Source organism: Citrobacter sp. CK198 (assembly GCF_030333295.1).
Taxonomy (GTDB): domain Bacteria; phylum Pseudomonadota; class Gammaproteobacteria; order Enterobacterales; family Enterobacteriaceae; genus Citrobacter_B; species Citrobacter_B koseri.
This window is the reverse complement of the sequence record NZ_JAOWGE010000023.1, coordinates 118,269-134,077: the sequence shown is the minus strand read 5'-3', so window position 1 is coordinate 134,077 and position 15,809 is coordinate 118,269. Positions and strand designations below refer to the sequence as shown.

General features: G+C 57.7%; 9 protein-coding genes and 1 pseudogene. 6 read left to right on the top strand and 4 right to left on the bottom strand.

Features of this window, described 5'->3' with window-relative positions:
- Positions 1-109: 109 nt before the first annotated feature.
- The 4 genes from megL to bcsE all read right to left on the bottom strand — a co-directional run bounded on the left by megL (position 110) and on the right by bcsE (position 5,012).
- The gene (gene megL / locus OGY62_RS03095; protein ID WP_115181000.1) at positions 110-1,306 is read right to left on the bottom strand and encodes a methionine gamma-lyase; all 1,197 of its coding nucleotides are present in this window, start codon (positions 1,304-1,306) and stop codon (positions 110-112) included.
- A 282-nt stretch (positions 1,307-1,588) separates the two neighbouring features.
- A complete protein-coding gene (gene bcsG, locus OGY62_RS03090; RefSeq protein ID WP_114647204.1) occupies positions 1,589-3,268 on the bottom strand; it encodes a cellulose biosynthesis protein BcsG in 1,680 nt (559 codons plus the stop codon).
- Entirely contained in the window at positions 3,265-3,456 is a 192-nt protein-coding gene (gene bcsF / locus OGY62_RS03085) for a cellulose biosynthesis protein BcsF (protein WP_012135666.1), read from the bottom strand. The genes bcsG and bcsF overlap by 4 nt, the downstream gene beginning before the upstream one ends.
- Positions 3,453-5,012: a cellulose biosynthesis c-di-GMP-binding protein BcsE gene (gene bcsE / locus OGY62_RS03080; protein ID WP_112001424.1), complete on the bottom strand. Its 1,560-nt coding sequence runs from the start codon at positions 5,010-5,012 to the stop codon at positions 3,453-3,455. The genes bcsF and bcsE overlap by 4 nt, the downstream gene beginning before the upstream one ends.
- A 290-nt stretch (positions 5,013-5,302) precedes the next feature.
- On the opposite strand from bcsE, the gene bcsR reads away from it, so the two are divergent.
- The 6 genes and pseudogenes from bcsR (at position 5,303) to bcsC (ending at position 15,639) form a co-directional block, all read left to right on the top strand.
- Complete coding sequence (gene bcsR, locus OGY62_RS03075) at positions 5,303-5,497, top strand: cellulose biosynthesis protein BcsR (protein WP_012135663.1); 195 nt, start codon at positions 5,303-5,305, stop codon at positions 5,495-5,497.
- An 11-nt stretch (positions 5,498-5,508) separates the two neighbouring features.
- Positions 5,509-6,261, top strand: a complete 753-nt coding sequence (bcsQ, locus tag OGY62_RS03070) for a cellulose biosynthesis protein BcsQ (protein WP_230009620.1) — start codon at positions 5,509-5,511, stop codon at positions 6,259-6,261.
- Positions 6,258-8,864 (top strand): UDP-forming cellulose synthase catalytic subunit, encoded by a 2,607-nt coding sequence (bcsA, locus tag OGY62_RS03065; protein ID WP_104868057.1) that lies wholly within the window; start codon positions 6,258-6,260, stop codon positions 8,862-8,864. The genes bcsQ and bcsA overlap by 4 nt, the downstream gene beginning before the upstream one ends.
- A gap of 10 nt (positions 8,865-8,874) precedes the next feature.
- Positions 8,875-10,960 (top strand): annotated as a pseudogene (gene bcsB, locus OGY62_RS03060) (cellulose biosynthesis cyclic di-GMP-binding regulatory protein BcsB).
- Between the two features lie 3 nt (positions 10,961-10,963).
- Positions 10,964-12,073: a cellulose synthase complex periplasmic endoglucanase BcsZ gene (bcsZ, locus tag OGY62_RS03055; protein ID WP_080975444.1), complete on the top strand. Its 1,110-nt coding sequence runs from the start codon at positions 10,964-10,966 to the stop codon at positions 12,071-12,073.
- Positions 12,055-15,639: a cellulose synthase complex outer membrane protein BcsC gene (gene bcsC, locus OGY62_RS03050; protein ID WP_286459050.1), complete on the top strand. Its 3,585-nt coding sequence runs from the start codon at positions 12,055-12,057 to the stop codon at positions 15,637-15,639. Before bcsZ ends, bcsC begins: the two co-directional genes overlap by 19 nt.
- The last annotated feature ends 170 nt before the right edge of the window (positions 15,640-15,809 follow it).

Here is a 15,809-nt window from a genome sequence, read left to right as displayed (position 1 = left end):
CCCTGCCCAAAATACGCGTCACCCCGGGAAGGATGATGCGTATAGCCAGGCCGTTGTGCCTTGATTCTCAACAGCCGGAGCCGACGCAGGCCAGCTCCGACCGTAATGGTCAGAATGTCGCCTTTCTGATGGCGTGTTCAAGGTCGTTAATAATATCTTCTGGATCTTCAAGACCCACAGAAAGACGGATTAGCCCGTCGGTAATACCTGCTTTAAGCCGTTCCTCTGGCGCAACAGGCGAATGTGTCATAGACGCAGGGTGCTGAATGAGGGTTTCGGTATCACCGAGACTGACCGCGAGGAGGCATAATTCTACCGAATTGATCATGCGTCTGCCAGCCTCCAGGCCACCCGCGATTTCGAAGCTGATAATGCCGCCGGGCAGGCTCATCTGGCGTCTGCCAAGTTCATACTGCGGGTGCGAAGGAAGCCCCGGATACCAGACGTGGGTAATCTTCGGATGGCTTTCCAGGAAACGGGCGATTTTCAGCGCGTTCTCGCAGTGGCGTTCCATGCGAATCCCCAGCGTCTTCACGCCGCGTAGCGTCAGCCAGGCGTTAAAGGGGCTCATGCAGCCGCCGGTGATATCCTTCAGCCCGATAAACCGCGCCTGATCGACAAACTCCTGCTTGCCGACGATGACCCCGCCAATAACATCCCCGTGTCCGTTGATGTATTTCGTGACGCTGTGAACCACGATATCGGCTCCCTGGAGCAGGGGTTGCTGGCAGTACGGCGACATAAAGGTGTTATCCACAACCAACAGCACGCCCCGCTGATGGGCGATCCCGGCGACTGTTTCGATATCGACCAGGGAGAGCGTTGGGTTGGCGGGCGTTTCGATGTACACCACTTTGGTTTCCGGGCGGATGGCTTCGCGGATCTCATCCGGGTTGGCGGCATTAACGAAACTCACGTCAATACCGAACTTCGGTATGCTGTGCGACAAAAATGCGTGCGTGCAGCCATAAATCGCGCTGGCTGAGACAATGTGATCGCCCTGCTCACAGAGCGTCAGCAGCGTGGTGGTGATGGCGGAAATACCGGACGCGGTCGCCAGCGCCGCTTCGCCTCTTTCCAGTACCGCCAGCTTTTTCTCCAGCGCGTCCGTCGTGGGGTTGCCCAGGCGGGTGTAAATGTACCCGGACTCTTCGAGCGCAAAGCGGGCGGCCCCCTGTTCGGCGCTGTCGAAAACAAACGTCGACGTCTGGAAGATTGGCGTACTGAGCGCGCCAGTTGAAGGATCGGGTTGTTGCCCCGCGTGAACGATCTGGGTGTTGAATCCGTAAGTACGACAGTCAGACATGATATCTCCTTTGATTCGGAACAGAACAGCTCACACTCAAATAGCAATCGCTGTGCCAGAAAAGGAGTTTTTATATATCAAAGAGTTAGTGGGTTTCGTTTTTTACGGGTCGTCAGAAAAGTTGCCAGCTGGCAAGAATCTTTCCAGCGTGTTGCGGCGCTTGCGCGAGTTTTGCCGGATGGCGACGAAAGCGTCTTATCCGGCCTACAAATCGGCATAATTTCAGGAGATTGTGCCTGACCTGTAGGCCTGATAAGCGTAGCGCCATCAGGCCTTTTTCGTTTACTGCGGATAAGGCACCCAGTCGCCGCCGTTCAGACGCACATACGGTTTACCCTGATACTGGATAACCACCGCGTTGGCGTTTTCAGCGACCGGCGCGGTCTGCGGTAACCCACGGGTGAGCTGATCCCAGTTGACGTTGTCTTCGACAAACAGTTTGCCGTCAAGGGCGCGCACCACCAGTTCGGAAATCGCCAGGTAGCTGCTCGGCTGGTCAATCTCAATCGATGCGCCCTGATGAGGCGCTTTCATGCCGAAGAATTTCACCGCTGCCGGTACGTTGGTGATCGACGGGCTGGGGATGTCGCGTAGCCCGGAAACCTGCATTCTGTCGCCTTTGAGCGCGCCGCCGTGTTCCGGGACCATCACCACCATCACTTTACGGCCTGATTTCTCCAGTTCGGTAAAGAAGGCGTCCAGCTCATCGAACAGCTTTTGCGCGCGAATTTTGTAATCCGCCGTTTTGCTGACGCCAGGGAAGTGGTTTCCGTCGTGCAGCGGCAGCGTGTTATAGAACGTTGCGCTACGCGAGTTCTGATCTTTCTCGGTGGTTTCCAGCCAGCGGTTGAGCACGGCGGTGTCGTCATAAACCGGAGAACCGTCAAAGCCCAGCAGCGTGACGGGCAGCCCTTTTTGATCCATCAGCTCCGTCTGCATACCGCCATTCTCACGCACTTCTTTCAGGAAGCCGCCGAATTCGCCGTTATGACCCATCATCAAATGCTGCGTGAAGCCCAGCTTCGACAGGTTATCAAACAGGTAGCAGTCGTTGCCTGCCGGTTGATACAGATTCGTGTGCGACGACTGGCCGCAGCTGGCGCGCAGCAGGCGGATCGCCGCCGGGCCGCTGTAGGAGGTGGCGGAGTTAAAGTGCTTAAACAGAATATCGAAATGCGACCATAACGGATGTGACATCAGGCCTGCGGCTTCAACATCAGACCACGAGAGGGAACAGATGTTGATCACCAGCAGTTCAAACGGCTGCGCATCGGCCGGCAGCGCCGTCGGGAACGGCGTTTTTCGTTTTTCTTCCGCGTTATAGAAGGTGTTCAGCCACGCGTTCAGATTGGCTGAGGTCGGAGGCGCGGTCTGCGCCGGGATATCGCCGACCACCGGGGTGTCTCCTGCCGTTGCGACCGTCGCCGCCGCAGAGCCGCCGGTGGTCGTCACCGTGTCGGTCGGCTGGCCGCCAGGCCACAGCGTAAAGACTGGCCCTGTCAGCGTCAGCACGTTCAGCCAGATCATAATGGCGACAACAAAAAGAGTGACCCGAATCCACTGCGATAAAAACAGCCAGGCGACGAGCAGCACAAACACGGCGCCGATCATCTGCCAGTTGATAAAGCGAGTCACCAGATCGAGCATATAGTCCGCGCTAAAACCCGCGACCTGCGAGCCCTGACTGATAATGCTTTGTGGGCCAGGCAGCCAGGTGTCATGCCAGAAAAGCGCAAAGCCGATTGGGATAGCGACCCAATGGCGCAGGCGGTGCAGGCTGAGTTTGGGGACTGGCATTAACAAAAAGGCCATGAAGACCAGGTTCTGCAACGGATGGAAGTTGAGATATCCCGCCCAGAGCAGGCCAAACTTTACCAGAAAGTAGAAATTCCAGCCTGCAAGGCCGCGCCAGTATTGCCAGAGAGGTGAAGGCATGGATGAGGTTTGAGTATGCTGAGTCATTTTTTGTCTGCCTTGACGTTTGTTGCACGGCGCAAGGTTCCGGCGGGTTTTACATAACGGGGTCTGGCGAATAACAGTCGGGCTGTGTTACGGATGCGGCGAAGCGAATGGCGCGCCAGATAGCCCAGAGGAAAAAAGATCAGCGCGCAAAAGACGATGATCTGGATGATATCGTTGACGTTCATCATTGTGGGCGCTCCACGCTGTCATCCAGCAGTCGTAAGGGTTCGGGAATACGTCGCCAGACCCGCCCGTCATGCTCGGCATTGAGCACAGGGTTCGGCCCCTGGGTCAGCGGCAGCGGTGTGCCCCACAGTTCAGGCGACAGCAGGCGCATTTGCACGAGTTCAGCGCTGATTTGGTTATCTTCGAACCAGACCATGCGGTTGGAAAAGATATCGCCGGTCGGCAGCGGGAAGATATGGTTCAGCGCCGTGTCCAGATCGTTGACCCGACAGAATGATAAAAACAGCACCAGCCGGTTGCCGCCGATAGTCATGATATCGCCGGTACGGTTTGGGCGGCAGAGCGTCAGCGCCTGCTCGATGCGGATACCCGGCACCGGGCGCAATGCGACCATCACGCCTTTCCCGTCAGCGGGCAGCAGCGTGTTGCTCATCATGTTATGTACGGCTTCGCAGAAGACGTCCCATGTCTGGAAACCGCGCAGCTTCATGGGCTGCGTCATCGACAGGAGTGTGGCGATCTCTTCCGGGACGTAGCGGCTGAATTGCTGTCCCTGCACGCTTTCAATCAGCGTCAGGCAGCGGGAAAGCGGCGCATTCCACGGAATAACCATATTCGCGCCGCAGCCTAACAGCAGTCGCTCGTCGGTCGCTCGCAAACTGGCGAGATTTTCGCGGACGATAATTTTCAGCGCGCTTCCGCGCTGGCGGCGCAGCGTATGGATATTTCGCGCCATGGGTTCGATTTGGCTATTTTGCGTCAGGGAGAAGATGATCGTCGCCGCCTGTGCAGTTCGCGCTTCGTTGAACAAGGTTTGGTTATTATCAAAAAGCGCCCAGTGTTCCGACAGCGGCGGAGCGCCTTCAAGAACGGCGATATTGCTGAGGATGCGTTTTTCGTCGCTGCGCGGCTGGATGTTCGCCTCTTCCTTGTGGGCCAGCTCCCAGTGCGCATCTTTATGGCGCAGCGTCAGTTGTTGCCGGGCGCTGACCCCTTTTTCGCTGCACCAGAACGCGATGTCGAACAGATGCTGGTCGCCCTGAAAACGTAAGCTGGCAAGGCCGAAAAGCGAACGATACTCCCCCATCAACAGGGAGAACTGTTTGTCATTATTATTTCCAGGGTTAATAACCAGAAGCGAACAGTGATGGAACCGGGTCCATTTATTCATTTTTTCCAGCCACTGATGAAGGCGTTCCCCTGATATATTTTGCCAGGCGTTATTCGCGCAAAGAAGAATGAAAAAGTAATGTGTAGGATCAACAGAACAAAGCAAATCGCGGGGCAAGAAGTATAACCCCTTTTCAGAATCCGGCATTGAAAATAACTGGATTTTTTCCGGGCCGTGAGATTCATCTAATTTGATTAATTCACCCGGATCGCTGCCCATACAAATGACCGCGACTTTCGCGTTCCCTGCCTGCGAGGCAATCGTTTGATTCACCAGGCTGATGGCATCTTCATTGCGATCAGCGTCAACCCACCAGACACCGCCGGCAGGCATGTGGCGTAGTTCATCCCATAATGATGAGATGCCGATAGAAAATACGGGGTCCACAGCGTCCCTCTTGTCGCTATTTTATCTGTTTATCAGTTTACTAGCGAAAGCTCAGAAATAAACCTAACATTGAAATTAAAACACATCAGATTTAGCATATGAATCAATTCGGCGGGCAGGAAGCCTTGCGACCTCGGTCATGGTGTTTTCTTTACTCTTACAGTTTGCGTAACGGAAAGGCGAGAAATGAACGATCCCCTGCATTGAAGATTAACAGTGAAGAGGGGGGGATGCTGCCAGAAAAATTGTCTGAAGCATGGTGAGTATATTCAAAAGGGACACAATACAGAATGTATAACAACAACGAACCTGACTCTCAGTTTGATTCAGCATTGGGCTATACCTTTCAAAATGATTTTCTGGCGTTAAGTCAGGCTTTCTCCTTGCCCGAAATAGACTATACCGATATTTCCCAACGCGAACAGCTGGCTGCGGCGATTAAACGTTGGCCTTTATTGGCTGAATTTGCGCAACAACCATCATAAGGGAGTCAGGGATGTCCATTCTGGGATTGCAGGGCGTGCGCGGCGGTGTAGGCACCACATCAATCACTTCGGCGCTCGCCTGGGCGCTGCAAATACTCGGGGAAAATGTGCTGGTCGTTGATGCCAGCCCCGATAACCTGCTGCGTATGTCATTCAATGTCGATTTTGCCCATCGCGACGGCTGGGCCAGGGCGCTACTGGACGGTAAAGACTGGCGCGATGCCGGACTGCGTTATACCACCCAGCTCGATCTGCTGCCGTTCGGACAGCTTACGGTGGAAGAACGGGAGAATCCTCAGGAATGGGCGGAAAAGCTGGGAGCTATTTGCGCTGGCCTGCGCGAACTGAAAGAGAGCCGACGCTATTCGTGGATTTTGCTGGATCTTCCCCACGGCGTCTCACCGCTGACGCAACAGTTGGTCAGTCTCTGCGATCATACGCTGGCGGTGGTAAAAGCGGACACCAATTGCCATATCCGGCTGCATCAACAGGGGCTGCCCACGGGCGCGCATATCCTGATTAACGATTTACGCATTGCCAGCCAGTTGCAGGACGATCTGTACCAGGTCTGGCTGCAAAGCCAGCGTCGTTTGCTGCCGATGGTGATCCATCGCGATGAAGCGATGGCGGAGTGTATGGCTTCGAAACAGCCGCTGGGCGAGTACCGTGGCGATTCGCTGGCGGCAGAAGAGGTGCTGACGCTGGCGAACTGGTGTTTGCTGCACTATGCGGGCAATCGCGCCCCTGCCGGGAGCGCATCATGAACATCCTGACCCGGTGGCTTCTCATTCCGCCGGTCGGCGCACGCCTGAGCGAGCGCTATCAGGGGTATCGCCGTCATGGCGCGTCGCCGTTCAGTGCGATGCTGGGCTGCCTGTGGGTGATTCTGGCGTGGATTTTTATTCCGCTTGAGCATCCGCGCTGGCAGCGCATTCGCGCGCAGCATAAAGCGCTCTATCCGCACATTAACGCCAACCGACCGCGTCCGCTGGACCCGGCCCGCTATGCCATTCAAACGCTCTGGTTGATGGCCTTCTCGCCGCGTAAAGAGAAGAAGGTCGAACCGCGCTGGCGGTCGCTCTCCCGCCTGCTGGGCGTGCGCGGTCGCTATCATCAGTGGATGGACACGCTGCCCGACCGCGTCAGTAAAAAGACCACGCATCTGGAAAGCGAAAAAGAGCTAGGCCATCTTAGCAACGGGGTGCGCCGCTTTATCCTCGGCGTCATCGTCACTTTTTCCCTGATTCTGGCGATCATCTGTATTACCCAGCCGTTTAACCCGCTGTCGCAGTTTATCTTCCTGATACTGCTGTGGGGCGTCGCGCTACTGGTGCGGCGGATACCGGGGCGTTTCTCCGCCCTGATGCTGATCGTGCTGTCGCTGACGGTGTCATGCCGTTATATCTGGTGGCGCTATACCTCGACGTTAAACTGGGATGACCCGCTGAGCCTGGTTTGCGGGCTGATTTTGCTGTTTGCGGAAACCTACGCCTGGATTGTCCTGGTGCTGGGGTATTTCCAGGTCGTCTGGCCGCTTAACCGCCAGCCCGTGCCGCTACCGAAAGAGATGGCGCAGTGGCCGACGGTGGACATTTTTATTCCGACTTACAACGAAGACCTCAGCGTGGTGAAAAACACCGTTTACGCCTCGTTGGGCATCGACTGGCCGAAAGACAAGCTGAGCATCTGGATTCTTGACGACGGTGGGCGCGAAGAGTTCCGCCAGTTTGCCCAGACCGTTGGCGTACAGTACATCGCCCGTACCACGCATGAACACGCCAAGGCCGGCAACATCAATAACGCGCTGAAATACGCGAAAGGCGAGTTTGTCTCGATCTTTGACTGCGACCATGTCCCGACACGCTCGTTCCTGCAAATGACGATGGGCTGGTTCCTGAAAGAGAAAAAGCTCGCCATGATGCAGACGCCGCACCACTTTTTCTCGCCGGACCCGTTTGAACGCAACCTCGGTCGTTTCCGTAAAACGCCGAACGAAGGCACGCTGTTTTATGGGCTGGTGCAGGATGGCAACGACATGTGGGATGCGACGTTCTTCTGCGGATCGTGCGCGGTGATTCGCCGTAAACCGCTGGATGAGATTGGCGGCATTGCCGTTGAGACCGTGACCGAAGATGCGCATACCTCGCTGCGCCTGCACCGTCGCGGCTACACCTCGGCCTATATGCGCATTCCACAGGCGGCAGGTCTGGCGACGGAAAGCCTGTCCGCACACATCGGGCAGCGTATTCGCTGGGCGCGCGGCATGGTGCAAATCTTCCGTCTGGATAACCCGCTGTTCGGCAAAGGCTTAAAGCTGGCGCAGCGTCTGTGTTACGTCAACGCCATGTTCCACTTTTTATCGGGTATTCCACGGCTCATCTTCCTGACGGCGCCGCTGGCTTTCCTGCTGCTGCACGCCTATATCATCTATGCGCCCGCGCTGATGATTGCGCTGTTTGTGTTGCCGCACATGATTCACGCCAGCCTCACCAACTCGAAGATTCAGGGGAAATACCGCCACTCCTTCTGGAGTGAAATCTACGAAACGGTGCTGGCCTGGTATATCGCGCCGCCGACGATGGTGGCGCTGATCAACCCGCATAAAGGGAAATTCAACGTTACCGCGAAAGGCGGGCTGGTAGAGGAAGAGTATGTCGACTGGGTGATTTCCCGGCCCTATATCTTCCTGGTACTGCTCAACCTGCTGGGGGTCGTGGTGGGCGTCTGGCGTTACTACTACGGCCCCGCCAACGAAATACTTACGGTGATCGTCAGTCTGGTGTGGGTTTTCTATAACCTGATCATTCTGGGCGGCGCGGTGGCGGTCTCTGTGGAAAGTAAGCAGGTACGCCGGGCGCACCGCGTTGAAATCTCCATGCCGGCGGCCATTGCCCGTGAAGATGGCCACCTGTTCTCATGCACCGTGCATGACTTCTCCGACGGCGGCCTGGGGATTCGGATCAACGGGCAGGCGCAGGTGCTGGAAGGGCAAAAGGTTAATTTATTGCTTAAACGCGGCCAGCAAGAGTACGTCTTTCCTACTCAGGTCGTGCGCGTGCTGGGCAATGAGGTCGGGCTGCAATTGCTGCCGATGACCACGAAACAACATATCGACTTTGTGCAGTGCACATTTGCCCGCGCGGATACGTGGGCGCTCTGGCAGGACAGCTTCCCGGAAGACAAACCGCTGGAAAGCCTGCTGGATATTCTGAAGCTGGGCTTCCGTGGCTACCGCCATCTTGCGGAATTTGCTCCGTCTTCCGTCAAAGTAATTTTCCGTTCTCTGACGACGCTGGTTTCCTGGATTGTGTCGTTTATTCCGCGTCGCCCGGAGCGGCAGCCGGATCAGGTGATGGCTCAACAATGATGATAACGCGATGAAAAGAAAACTTTCCTGGGTTTATGCAGTGGCTATGGGGATAAGCGCTTTCCCCACTTTCATGACGAATGCGACGCCTGCAACGCAACCATTGATCAATGCTGAGCCAGCGCAAGCGCCGACAGCGCCTGCGCCAGAAACGCCGGAGCAGCCGGTCGGCCAGGTAATGCCGGGCGTGCCGGGCGCCGATGCGCCCGTGGTGGCGCAAAACGGGCCTTCCCGCGATGTGAAGCTGACCTTCGCGCAAATCGCGCCGCCGCCGGGCAGCATGGTGCTGCGTGGTGTGAACCCGAATGGCAGCATTGAGTTCGGTATGCGCAGCGATGAGGTGGTGTCGAAAGCGATGCTGAACCTGGAATACACCCCGTCGCCGTCGTTGCTGCCGATCCAGTCGCAGCTGAAGGTCTACCTCAATGATGAGCTGATGGGCGTGTTGCCGGTCACGAAAGAGCAACTGGGCAAAAAGACGCTGGCCCAGATGCCGATCAACCCGCTCTTTATCACCGATTTTAACCGCGTGCGGCTGGAGTTCGTCGGGCACTATCGTGATGTCTGCGAAAACCCGGCCAGCAGTACGCTCTGGCTGGATGTTGGCCGCAGCAGCGTGCTGGATCTGACGTACCAGACCCTGCCGGTGAAAAACGATCTGTCGCACTTCCCGGTGCCATTCTTTGATCCGCGGGACAACCGCCAGGTTACGCTGCCTGTGGTCTTTGCCGGTTCGCCGGATCTGATGCAGCAGCAGGCGGCATCCATTGTCTCTTCATGGTTCGGTTCGCGCGCAGGCTGGCGCGGCCAGCATTTCCCGGTGATGTACAACACGCTGCCGGATCGTAATGCCATCGTCTTTGCCACGAACGACAAGCGCCCTGATTTCCTGCGCGATCATCCGCCGGTAAAAGCGCCGGTGATTGAGATGATCAGCCACCCGGACAACCCATATGTGAAGCTGCTGGTGGTCTTTGGCCGCGACGATAACGATCTGTTGCAGGCGGCGAAAGGCATTGCGCAAGGGAATATTCTGTTCCGTGGCGACAGCGTGGTGGTGGATGAGGTGAAGCCTCTGCTGGCGCGTAAACCTTATGATGCGCCGAACTGGGTACGTACTGACCGTGCGGTGACGTTCGGCGAGCTGAAAACCTATAAAGAGCAGCTCCAGTCCACCGGGCTGGAACCTGCGGCGATTTCGCTGTCGCTGAATCTGCCGCCGGATCTCTATCTGCTGCGCAGCAACGGTATTGATATGAACCTCAACTACCGTTACACCACGCCGCCGAGCAAAGACAGCTCGCGTATGGATATCAGCCTGAACGATCAGTTCCTGCAAGCGTTCAGCCTGAACAGCACCCAGGAAAGCAATCGCCTGCTGCTGCGTTTGCCGGTCTTGCAGGGGCTGATTGACGGTAAAACGGACGTGTCGATCCCGGCGCTGAAGCTGGGGGCGATGAACCAGCTGCGCTTTGACTTCCAGTACATGAACCCGATGCCGGGCGGCTCGGTGGATAACTGCGTGACGTTCCAGCCGGTACAAAACCATGTGGTGATTGGCGACGACTCCACCATTGATTTCTCGAAATATTATCACTTTATCGCGATGCCGGACCTGCGCGCCTTCGCCAACGCGGGCTTCCCGTTCAGCCGGATGGCTGACCTTTCAGAAACCATTGCCGTGATGCCGAAAAACCCGAACGAAGCGCAGATGGAAACGCTGCTGGATGTGACCGGAACGATTGGCGCGCAGACCGGTTTCCCGTCGATTAACCTGAATATCACCGACGATAGCCGCCAGATTCAGGGTAAAGACGCGGATATTATGGTGATCGGGACAATCCCCGACGCACTGAAAGATGACAAACGCATCGACCTGCTGGTACAGGCGACGCAAAGCTGGGTGAACACGCCGATGCGCCAGACGACCTTCCCGAGCATCATGCCGGATGAGGCCGACCGCGCGCCGGATGCGAAATCCACCATCACCTCTGCTGGCGGTACTGGCGGCGGTTAGCGTCGTGCTGTTGGCCTGGGTTCTGTGGCGTCTGCTGCGCATTATCAGCCGTCGTCGACTCGATCCCGATAACGAGTAATCGATGATGAACGCGCTGCGTGGATGGATGTTAACTGCCCTGATGCTGGCGACCGTCAGCGTACAGGCGGCCTGTACGTGGCCGGCATGGATACAGTTCAAAAAGGACTATATCAGTCAGGAAGGACGGGTGATTGACCCCAGCGACGCGCGCAAAATCACGACGTCGGAAGGGCAAAGCTATGCGCTGTTCTTTGCCCTCGCCGCCAACGATCGGCCGGCATTTGACCTGATCCTCGACTGGACGCAAAACAACCTGGCGCAGGGTTCCTTACAGGCGCATCTGCCTGCCTGGTTGTGGGGGCAGAAAGACCCCTCGACCTGGGCGGTGCTGGATGCAAACTCCGCTTCCGACGGCGATATCTGGATGGCCTGGTCGCTGCTGGAAGCCGGGCGCTTATGGAAAACGTCGCGCTATACCGACACTGGCGCCGCGCTGCTAAAACGCATTGCGCGTGAAGAGGTGGTAACGGTGCCGGGGCTGGGTTCAATGCTGCTGCCGGGGAACGTGGGTTTTGCGGAAAAGACGCGCTGGCGCTTTAACCCGAGCTATTTACCCCCGCAGCTGGCGCAATATTTTACCCGCTTTGGCGCGCCCTGGACCACGCTGCGTGAAACCAATATGCGTTTGCTGATGGAAACCGCCCCGAAAGGGTTCTCGCCGGACTGGGTGCGCTATGAAAAAGACAAAGGCTGGCAGCTGAAACCGGAAAAAACGCTGGTCAGCAGTTACGATGCCATCCGCGTTTATTTATGGGCGGGGATGATGCACGACGGCGATCCGCAAAAAGCGCGGCTGCTGACGCGCCTGAAACCGATGGCGACGCTGACGACAAAAAACGGCGTTCCGCCAGAGAAGGTGGATGTCGCCAGTGGTAAAGCCCAGGGCGACGGGCCGGTGGGCTTTTCGGCTTCTTTATTGCCTTTCCTGCAAAACCGTGATGCTCAGGCGGTGCAGCGACAGCGCGTGGCGGACAATTTTCCCGGTAGCGATGCCTACTATAGCTATGTGCTAACGCTTTTCGGACAAGGATGGGATCAGCATCGTTTTCGCTTCACCGCTAAAGGTGAATTACTACCTGACTGGGGCCAGGAATGCGCAAGTTCAAATTAAGTCTCATCCATCTCCTTTTGCCGGGTGGCGGTAACGCCTTATCCGGCCTACGGGATGCCGCTGATTGTAGGCCGGATAAGACGCTAAAGCGTCGTCATCGGGCAGTGCTCGGCCTGACGCTCGGCATCGCCTGGATGCCGTTCGCTGAGGCGGCGCCTTCCGCGCAACAGCAGTTGCTGCAACAGGTTCGGTTAGGCGAAGCCTCGCACCGTGAGGATTTGGTGCGCCAGTCGCTTTATCGCCTGGAACTGATCGACCCGAACAACCCGGAAGTGGTCGCCGCCCGGTTTCGCTACCTGCTGCGCCAGGGCGACAATGACGGGGCGCAGAAACAGCTCGACAGACTTTCCCAGCTCGCGCCGAGTTCCAGCGCGTATCAGTCCTCCCGCACGACGATGATGCTTTCCACGCCGGAAGGGCGCCAGTCCTTGCAGGAGGCGCGTTTACAGGCGACCACCGGTCATACCGAAGAAGCGATTGCCGCTTACGACGCGCTGTTTAAAGGTCATCCGCCGCAAGGCGATCTGGCGGTGGAATACTGGACGACGGTGGCAAAATCTCCCGCGAGACGTAACGAGGCGATTAATCAGCTTAAAAGAATTAACGCCAGTACGCCGGGCAATACCGCCCTGCAAAACACGCTGGCGCAGTTGCTGTTTGACGGCGGGCGACGCGATGAGGGATTTGCCGTATTAGAGCAGATGGCGAAATCCAGCGCCGGGCGCACGACGGCTTCCGCTCTCTGGTATCAGCAGATTAAAGATCTGCCTGCCAGCGACGCCAGCGTAAAAGCGCTGCAAAAATACCTGACGGTGTTTAGCGAAGGCGACAGCGTCAATGCTGCGCGCAGCAAGTTGAGTGAACAGCAGCAACAGCTTTCCGACCCGGCGTTCAGAGCCAGAGCGCAAGGCCTGGCAGCGGTGGAGGCCGGACAGGGCGGCAAAGCCGTAACGGAATTGCAGCAGGCGGTAAGCGCGGATCACCGCGACAGCGAAGCCGTCGGCGCGCTGGGGCAGGCCTATTCGCAGCGCGGCGATCGTGCCCGCGCGGTGGCGCAGTTCCAGAAAGCGCTTGCGATGGACCCGAACAGCAGCAGTCGCGGCAAATGGGAAAGCCTGCTGAAGGTAAACCGCTACTGGCTGGCGATTCAGCAGGGCGACGCCGCGCTGAAAGCGAATAACCCGGACCAGGCGGAACGCCTCTACCGGCAGGCCAGGAGCATCGACAATACCGACAGCTATGCCGTGCTGGGGCTGGGCGACGTGGCGATGGCGCGTAAAGATTATCCTGCCGCCGAGCGCTACTATCAGCAGACGCTGCGAATGGACAGCGGCAACAGCAACGCCGTGCGCGGCCTGGCGAATATCTATCGTCAGCAGTCCCCGGAGAAAGCCTCGGCGTTTATCGCGTCGCTCTCCAGTCGTCAGCGGCAAAGTATTGATGATATTGAGCGTAGCCTTGAAAACGACCGGCTGGCGCAGCAGGCCGAAGCGCTGGAAAACCAGGGGAACTGGGCGCAGGCGGCGGAACTGCATCGTCGCAGGCTGGCGCTGGACCCCGGCAGCGTCTGGGTAACGTATCGTTTGTCCCGCGATCTGTGGAACGCCGGGCAGCGCAGCCAGGCCGATGCGCAAATGCGCGCGCTGGCGCGTCAGAAACCGAACGACCCGGATCAGGTGTATGCCTATGGGCTGTACCTCGCGGGCAACGATCAGGATCGCGCGGCGATGGCGCATATCAATAATCTGCCGCGTAGCCAGTGGAACAGCAACATTCAGGAACTGGCGGACAGGCTGCAAAATAATCAGGTGCTGGAAACCGCCAGCCGCCTGCGTGATAGCGGCAAAGAGCGGGAAGCGGAAACGCTGCTTCGCCAACAGCCCGCCTCTACGCGCATTGATTTAACCCTTGCCGACTGGGCGCAGCAGCGGCGCGATTATTCTTCGGCGCGCGCCGCCTATGATGCGGTTCTGGCGCGGGAGCCGGGTAATGTCGATGCCCGACTTGGCCTGACGGAAGTCTATATTGCGCAGGGCGATAACGCGGCGGCGCGGGCGGAACTGGCGAAACTTCCCGCCCCGGCGACCGGGGAGCCGCTGTCCATCAATATGCAGCGCCGTATAGCGCGGGCCCAGGCGCAACTGGGCGATACCGTCGCGGCGCAGCAGACCTTCAACACGATTGTGCCGCAGGCGAAGTCACAGCCGCCTTCTATGGAAACTGCGATGGTGCTGCGCGACGCGGCGGGTTTTCAGGCGCAAAACGGCGAACCGCAGCAGGCGCTTGAGACGTACAAAGACGCGATGGTGGCTTCCGGCATTACGCCGACCCGCCCGCAGGATAATGACACCTTTACTCGCCTGACCCGTAATGACGCGAAAGATGACTGGTTAAAACGCGGCGTGCGCAGCGATGCGGCGGATTTATATCGACAGCAGGATCTGAACGTCACGCTGGAGCATGATTACTGGGGATCGAGCGGCACCGGCGGCTACTCCGATCTGAAAGCGCATACCACCATGTTCCAGGTTGACGCGCCGTTGTCAGATGGCCGGATGTTCTTCCGTGCTGACCTGGTGAACGTGGATGTCGGCAGTTTCTCGACCCATGCGGACGGCACCTGGGACAAGAACTGGGGCACCTGTTCGCTGCATGACTGTAGCGGCAACCGCAGCCAGTCTGATACCGGCACGAGCGTGGCGGTCGGCTGGAAAAACAAGACCTGGAGCTGGGATATCGGGACCACGCCGATGGGCTTTAACGTTGTCGATGTGGTTGGCGGCGTGAGCTACAGCAATGATATCGGGCCGCTGGGCTATACGCTGAACGCGCACCGTCGGCCAATCTCCAGCTCTCTGCTGGCCTTCGGCGGGCAGAAAGACGCGCCGAGCAACACGGGCACAAAATGGGGCGGCGTGCGTGCGGACGGCGGCGGTGTGAGTCTGAGCTATGACAAAGGTGAAGCCAACGGCGTCTGGGCTTCGCTGAGCGGCGATCAACTGACTGGTAAGAACGTCGCGGATAACTGGCGCATGCGCTGGATGACGGGCTATTACTATAAAATCATCAATGAGAATAACCGTCGCGTCACCGTCGGCCTGAACAATATGATCTGGCACTACGACAAAGACCTGAGCGGGTATTCGCTGGGGCATGGCGGTTATTACAGTCCGCAGGAGTATGTGTCGTTCGCCGTGCCGGTGATGTGGCGGCAGCGTACGGAAAACTGGTCGTGGGAGCTGGGCGGTTCGGTATCCTGGTCGCATTCACGCACCAAAACCATGCCGCGTTATCCGCTGATGAATCTGATCCCGACGGATTACCGCGAAGAGGCGGCCACGCAGACGAATGGCGGCAGCAGCAGTCAGGGCTTTGGTTATACGGCGCGGGCGCTGATCGAGCGACGGGTGACGTCTAACTGGTTCCTCGGAACGGCAATTGATATTCAGGAAGCGAAGGATTATACGCCGAGCCATTTCCTGCTGTATGTGCGTTATTCCGCTGCGGGATGGCAGGGCGATATGGATTTACCGCCGCAGCCGCTGGTGCCGTACGCGGACTGGTAAGCGCCGAACGCCTGATGGCGACGCGTTCGCGTCTTATCAGGCCTACAACTCGCTCTTTCGTAGGCCGGATAAGGCGGTTACGCCGCCATCCGGCACTGATGATTCAGAAAAGTCCTTTTCAGATACGGCCTCTCTTTATGTCTGCGCGATCGGGTATACTCTGGCGGCAG

Excerpts from the sequence above, each read along its gene's own strand:
- bcsG (WP_114647204.1), bottom strand. The coding sequence starts at position 3,268 with ATGACTCAGCATACTCAAACCTCATCCATGCCTTCACCTCTCTGGCAA.
- bcsQ (WP_230009620.1), top strand. The coding sequence starts at position 5,509 with ATGTCCATTCTGGGATTGCAGGGCGTGCGCGGCGGTGTAGGCACCACA.
- bcsR (WP_012135663.1), top strand. The coding sequence starts at position 5,303 with ATGTATAACAACAACGAACCTGACTCTCAGTTTGATTCAGCATTGGGC.
- bcsC (WP_286459050.1), top strand. The coding sequence starts at position 12,055 with ATGCGCAAGTTCAAATTAAGTCTCATCCATCTCCTTTTGCCGGGTGGC.
- megL (WP_115181000.1), bottom strand. The coding sequence starts at position 1,306 with ATGTCTGACTGTCGTACTTACGGATTCAACACCCAGATCGTTCACGCG.
- bcsA (WP_104868057.1), top strand. The coding sequence starts at position 6,258 with ATGAACATCCTGACCCGGTGGCTTCTCATTCCGCCGGTCGGCGCACGC.
- bcsF (WP_012135666.1), bottom strand. The coding sequence starts at position 3,456 with ATGATGAACGTCAACGATATCATCCAGATCATCGTCTTTTGCGCGCTG.
- bcsZ (WP_080975444.1), top strand. The coding sequence starts at position 10,964 with ATGATGAACGCGCTGCGTGGATGGATGTTAACTGCCCTGATGCTGGCG.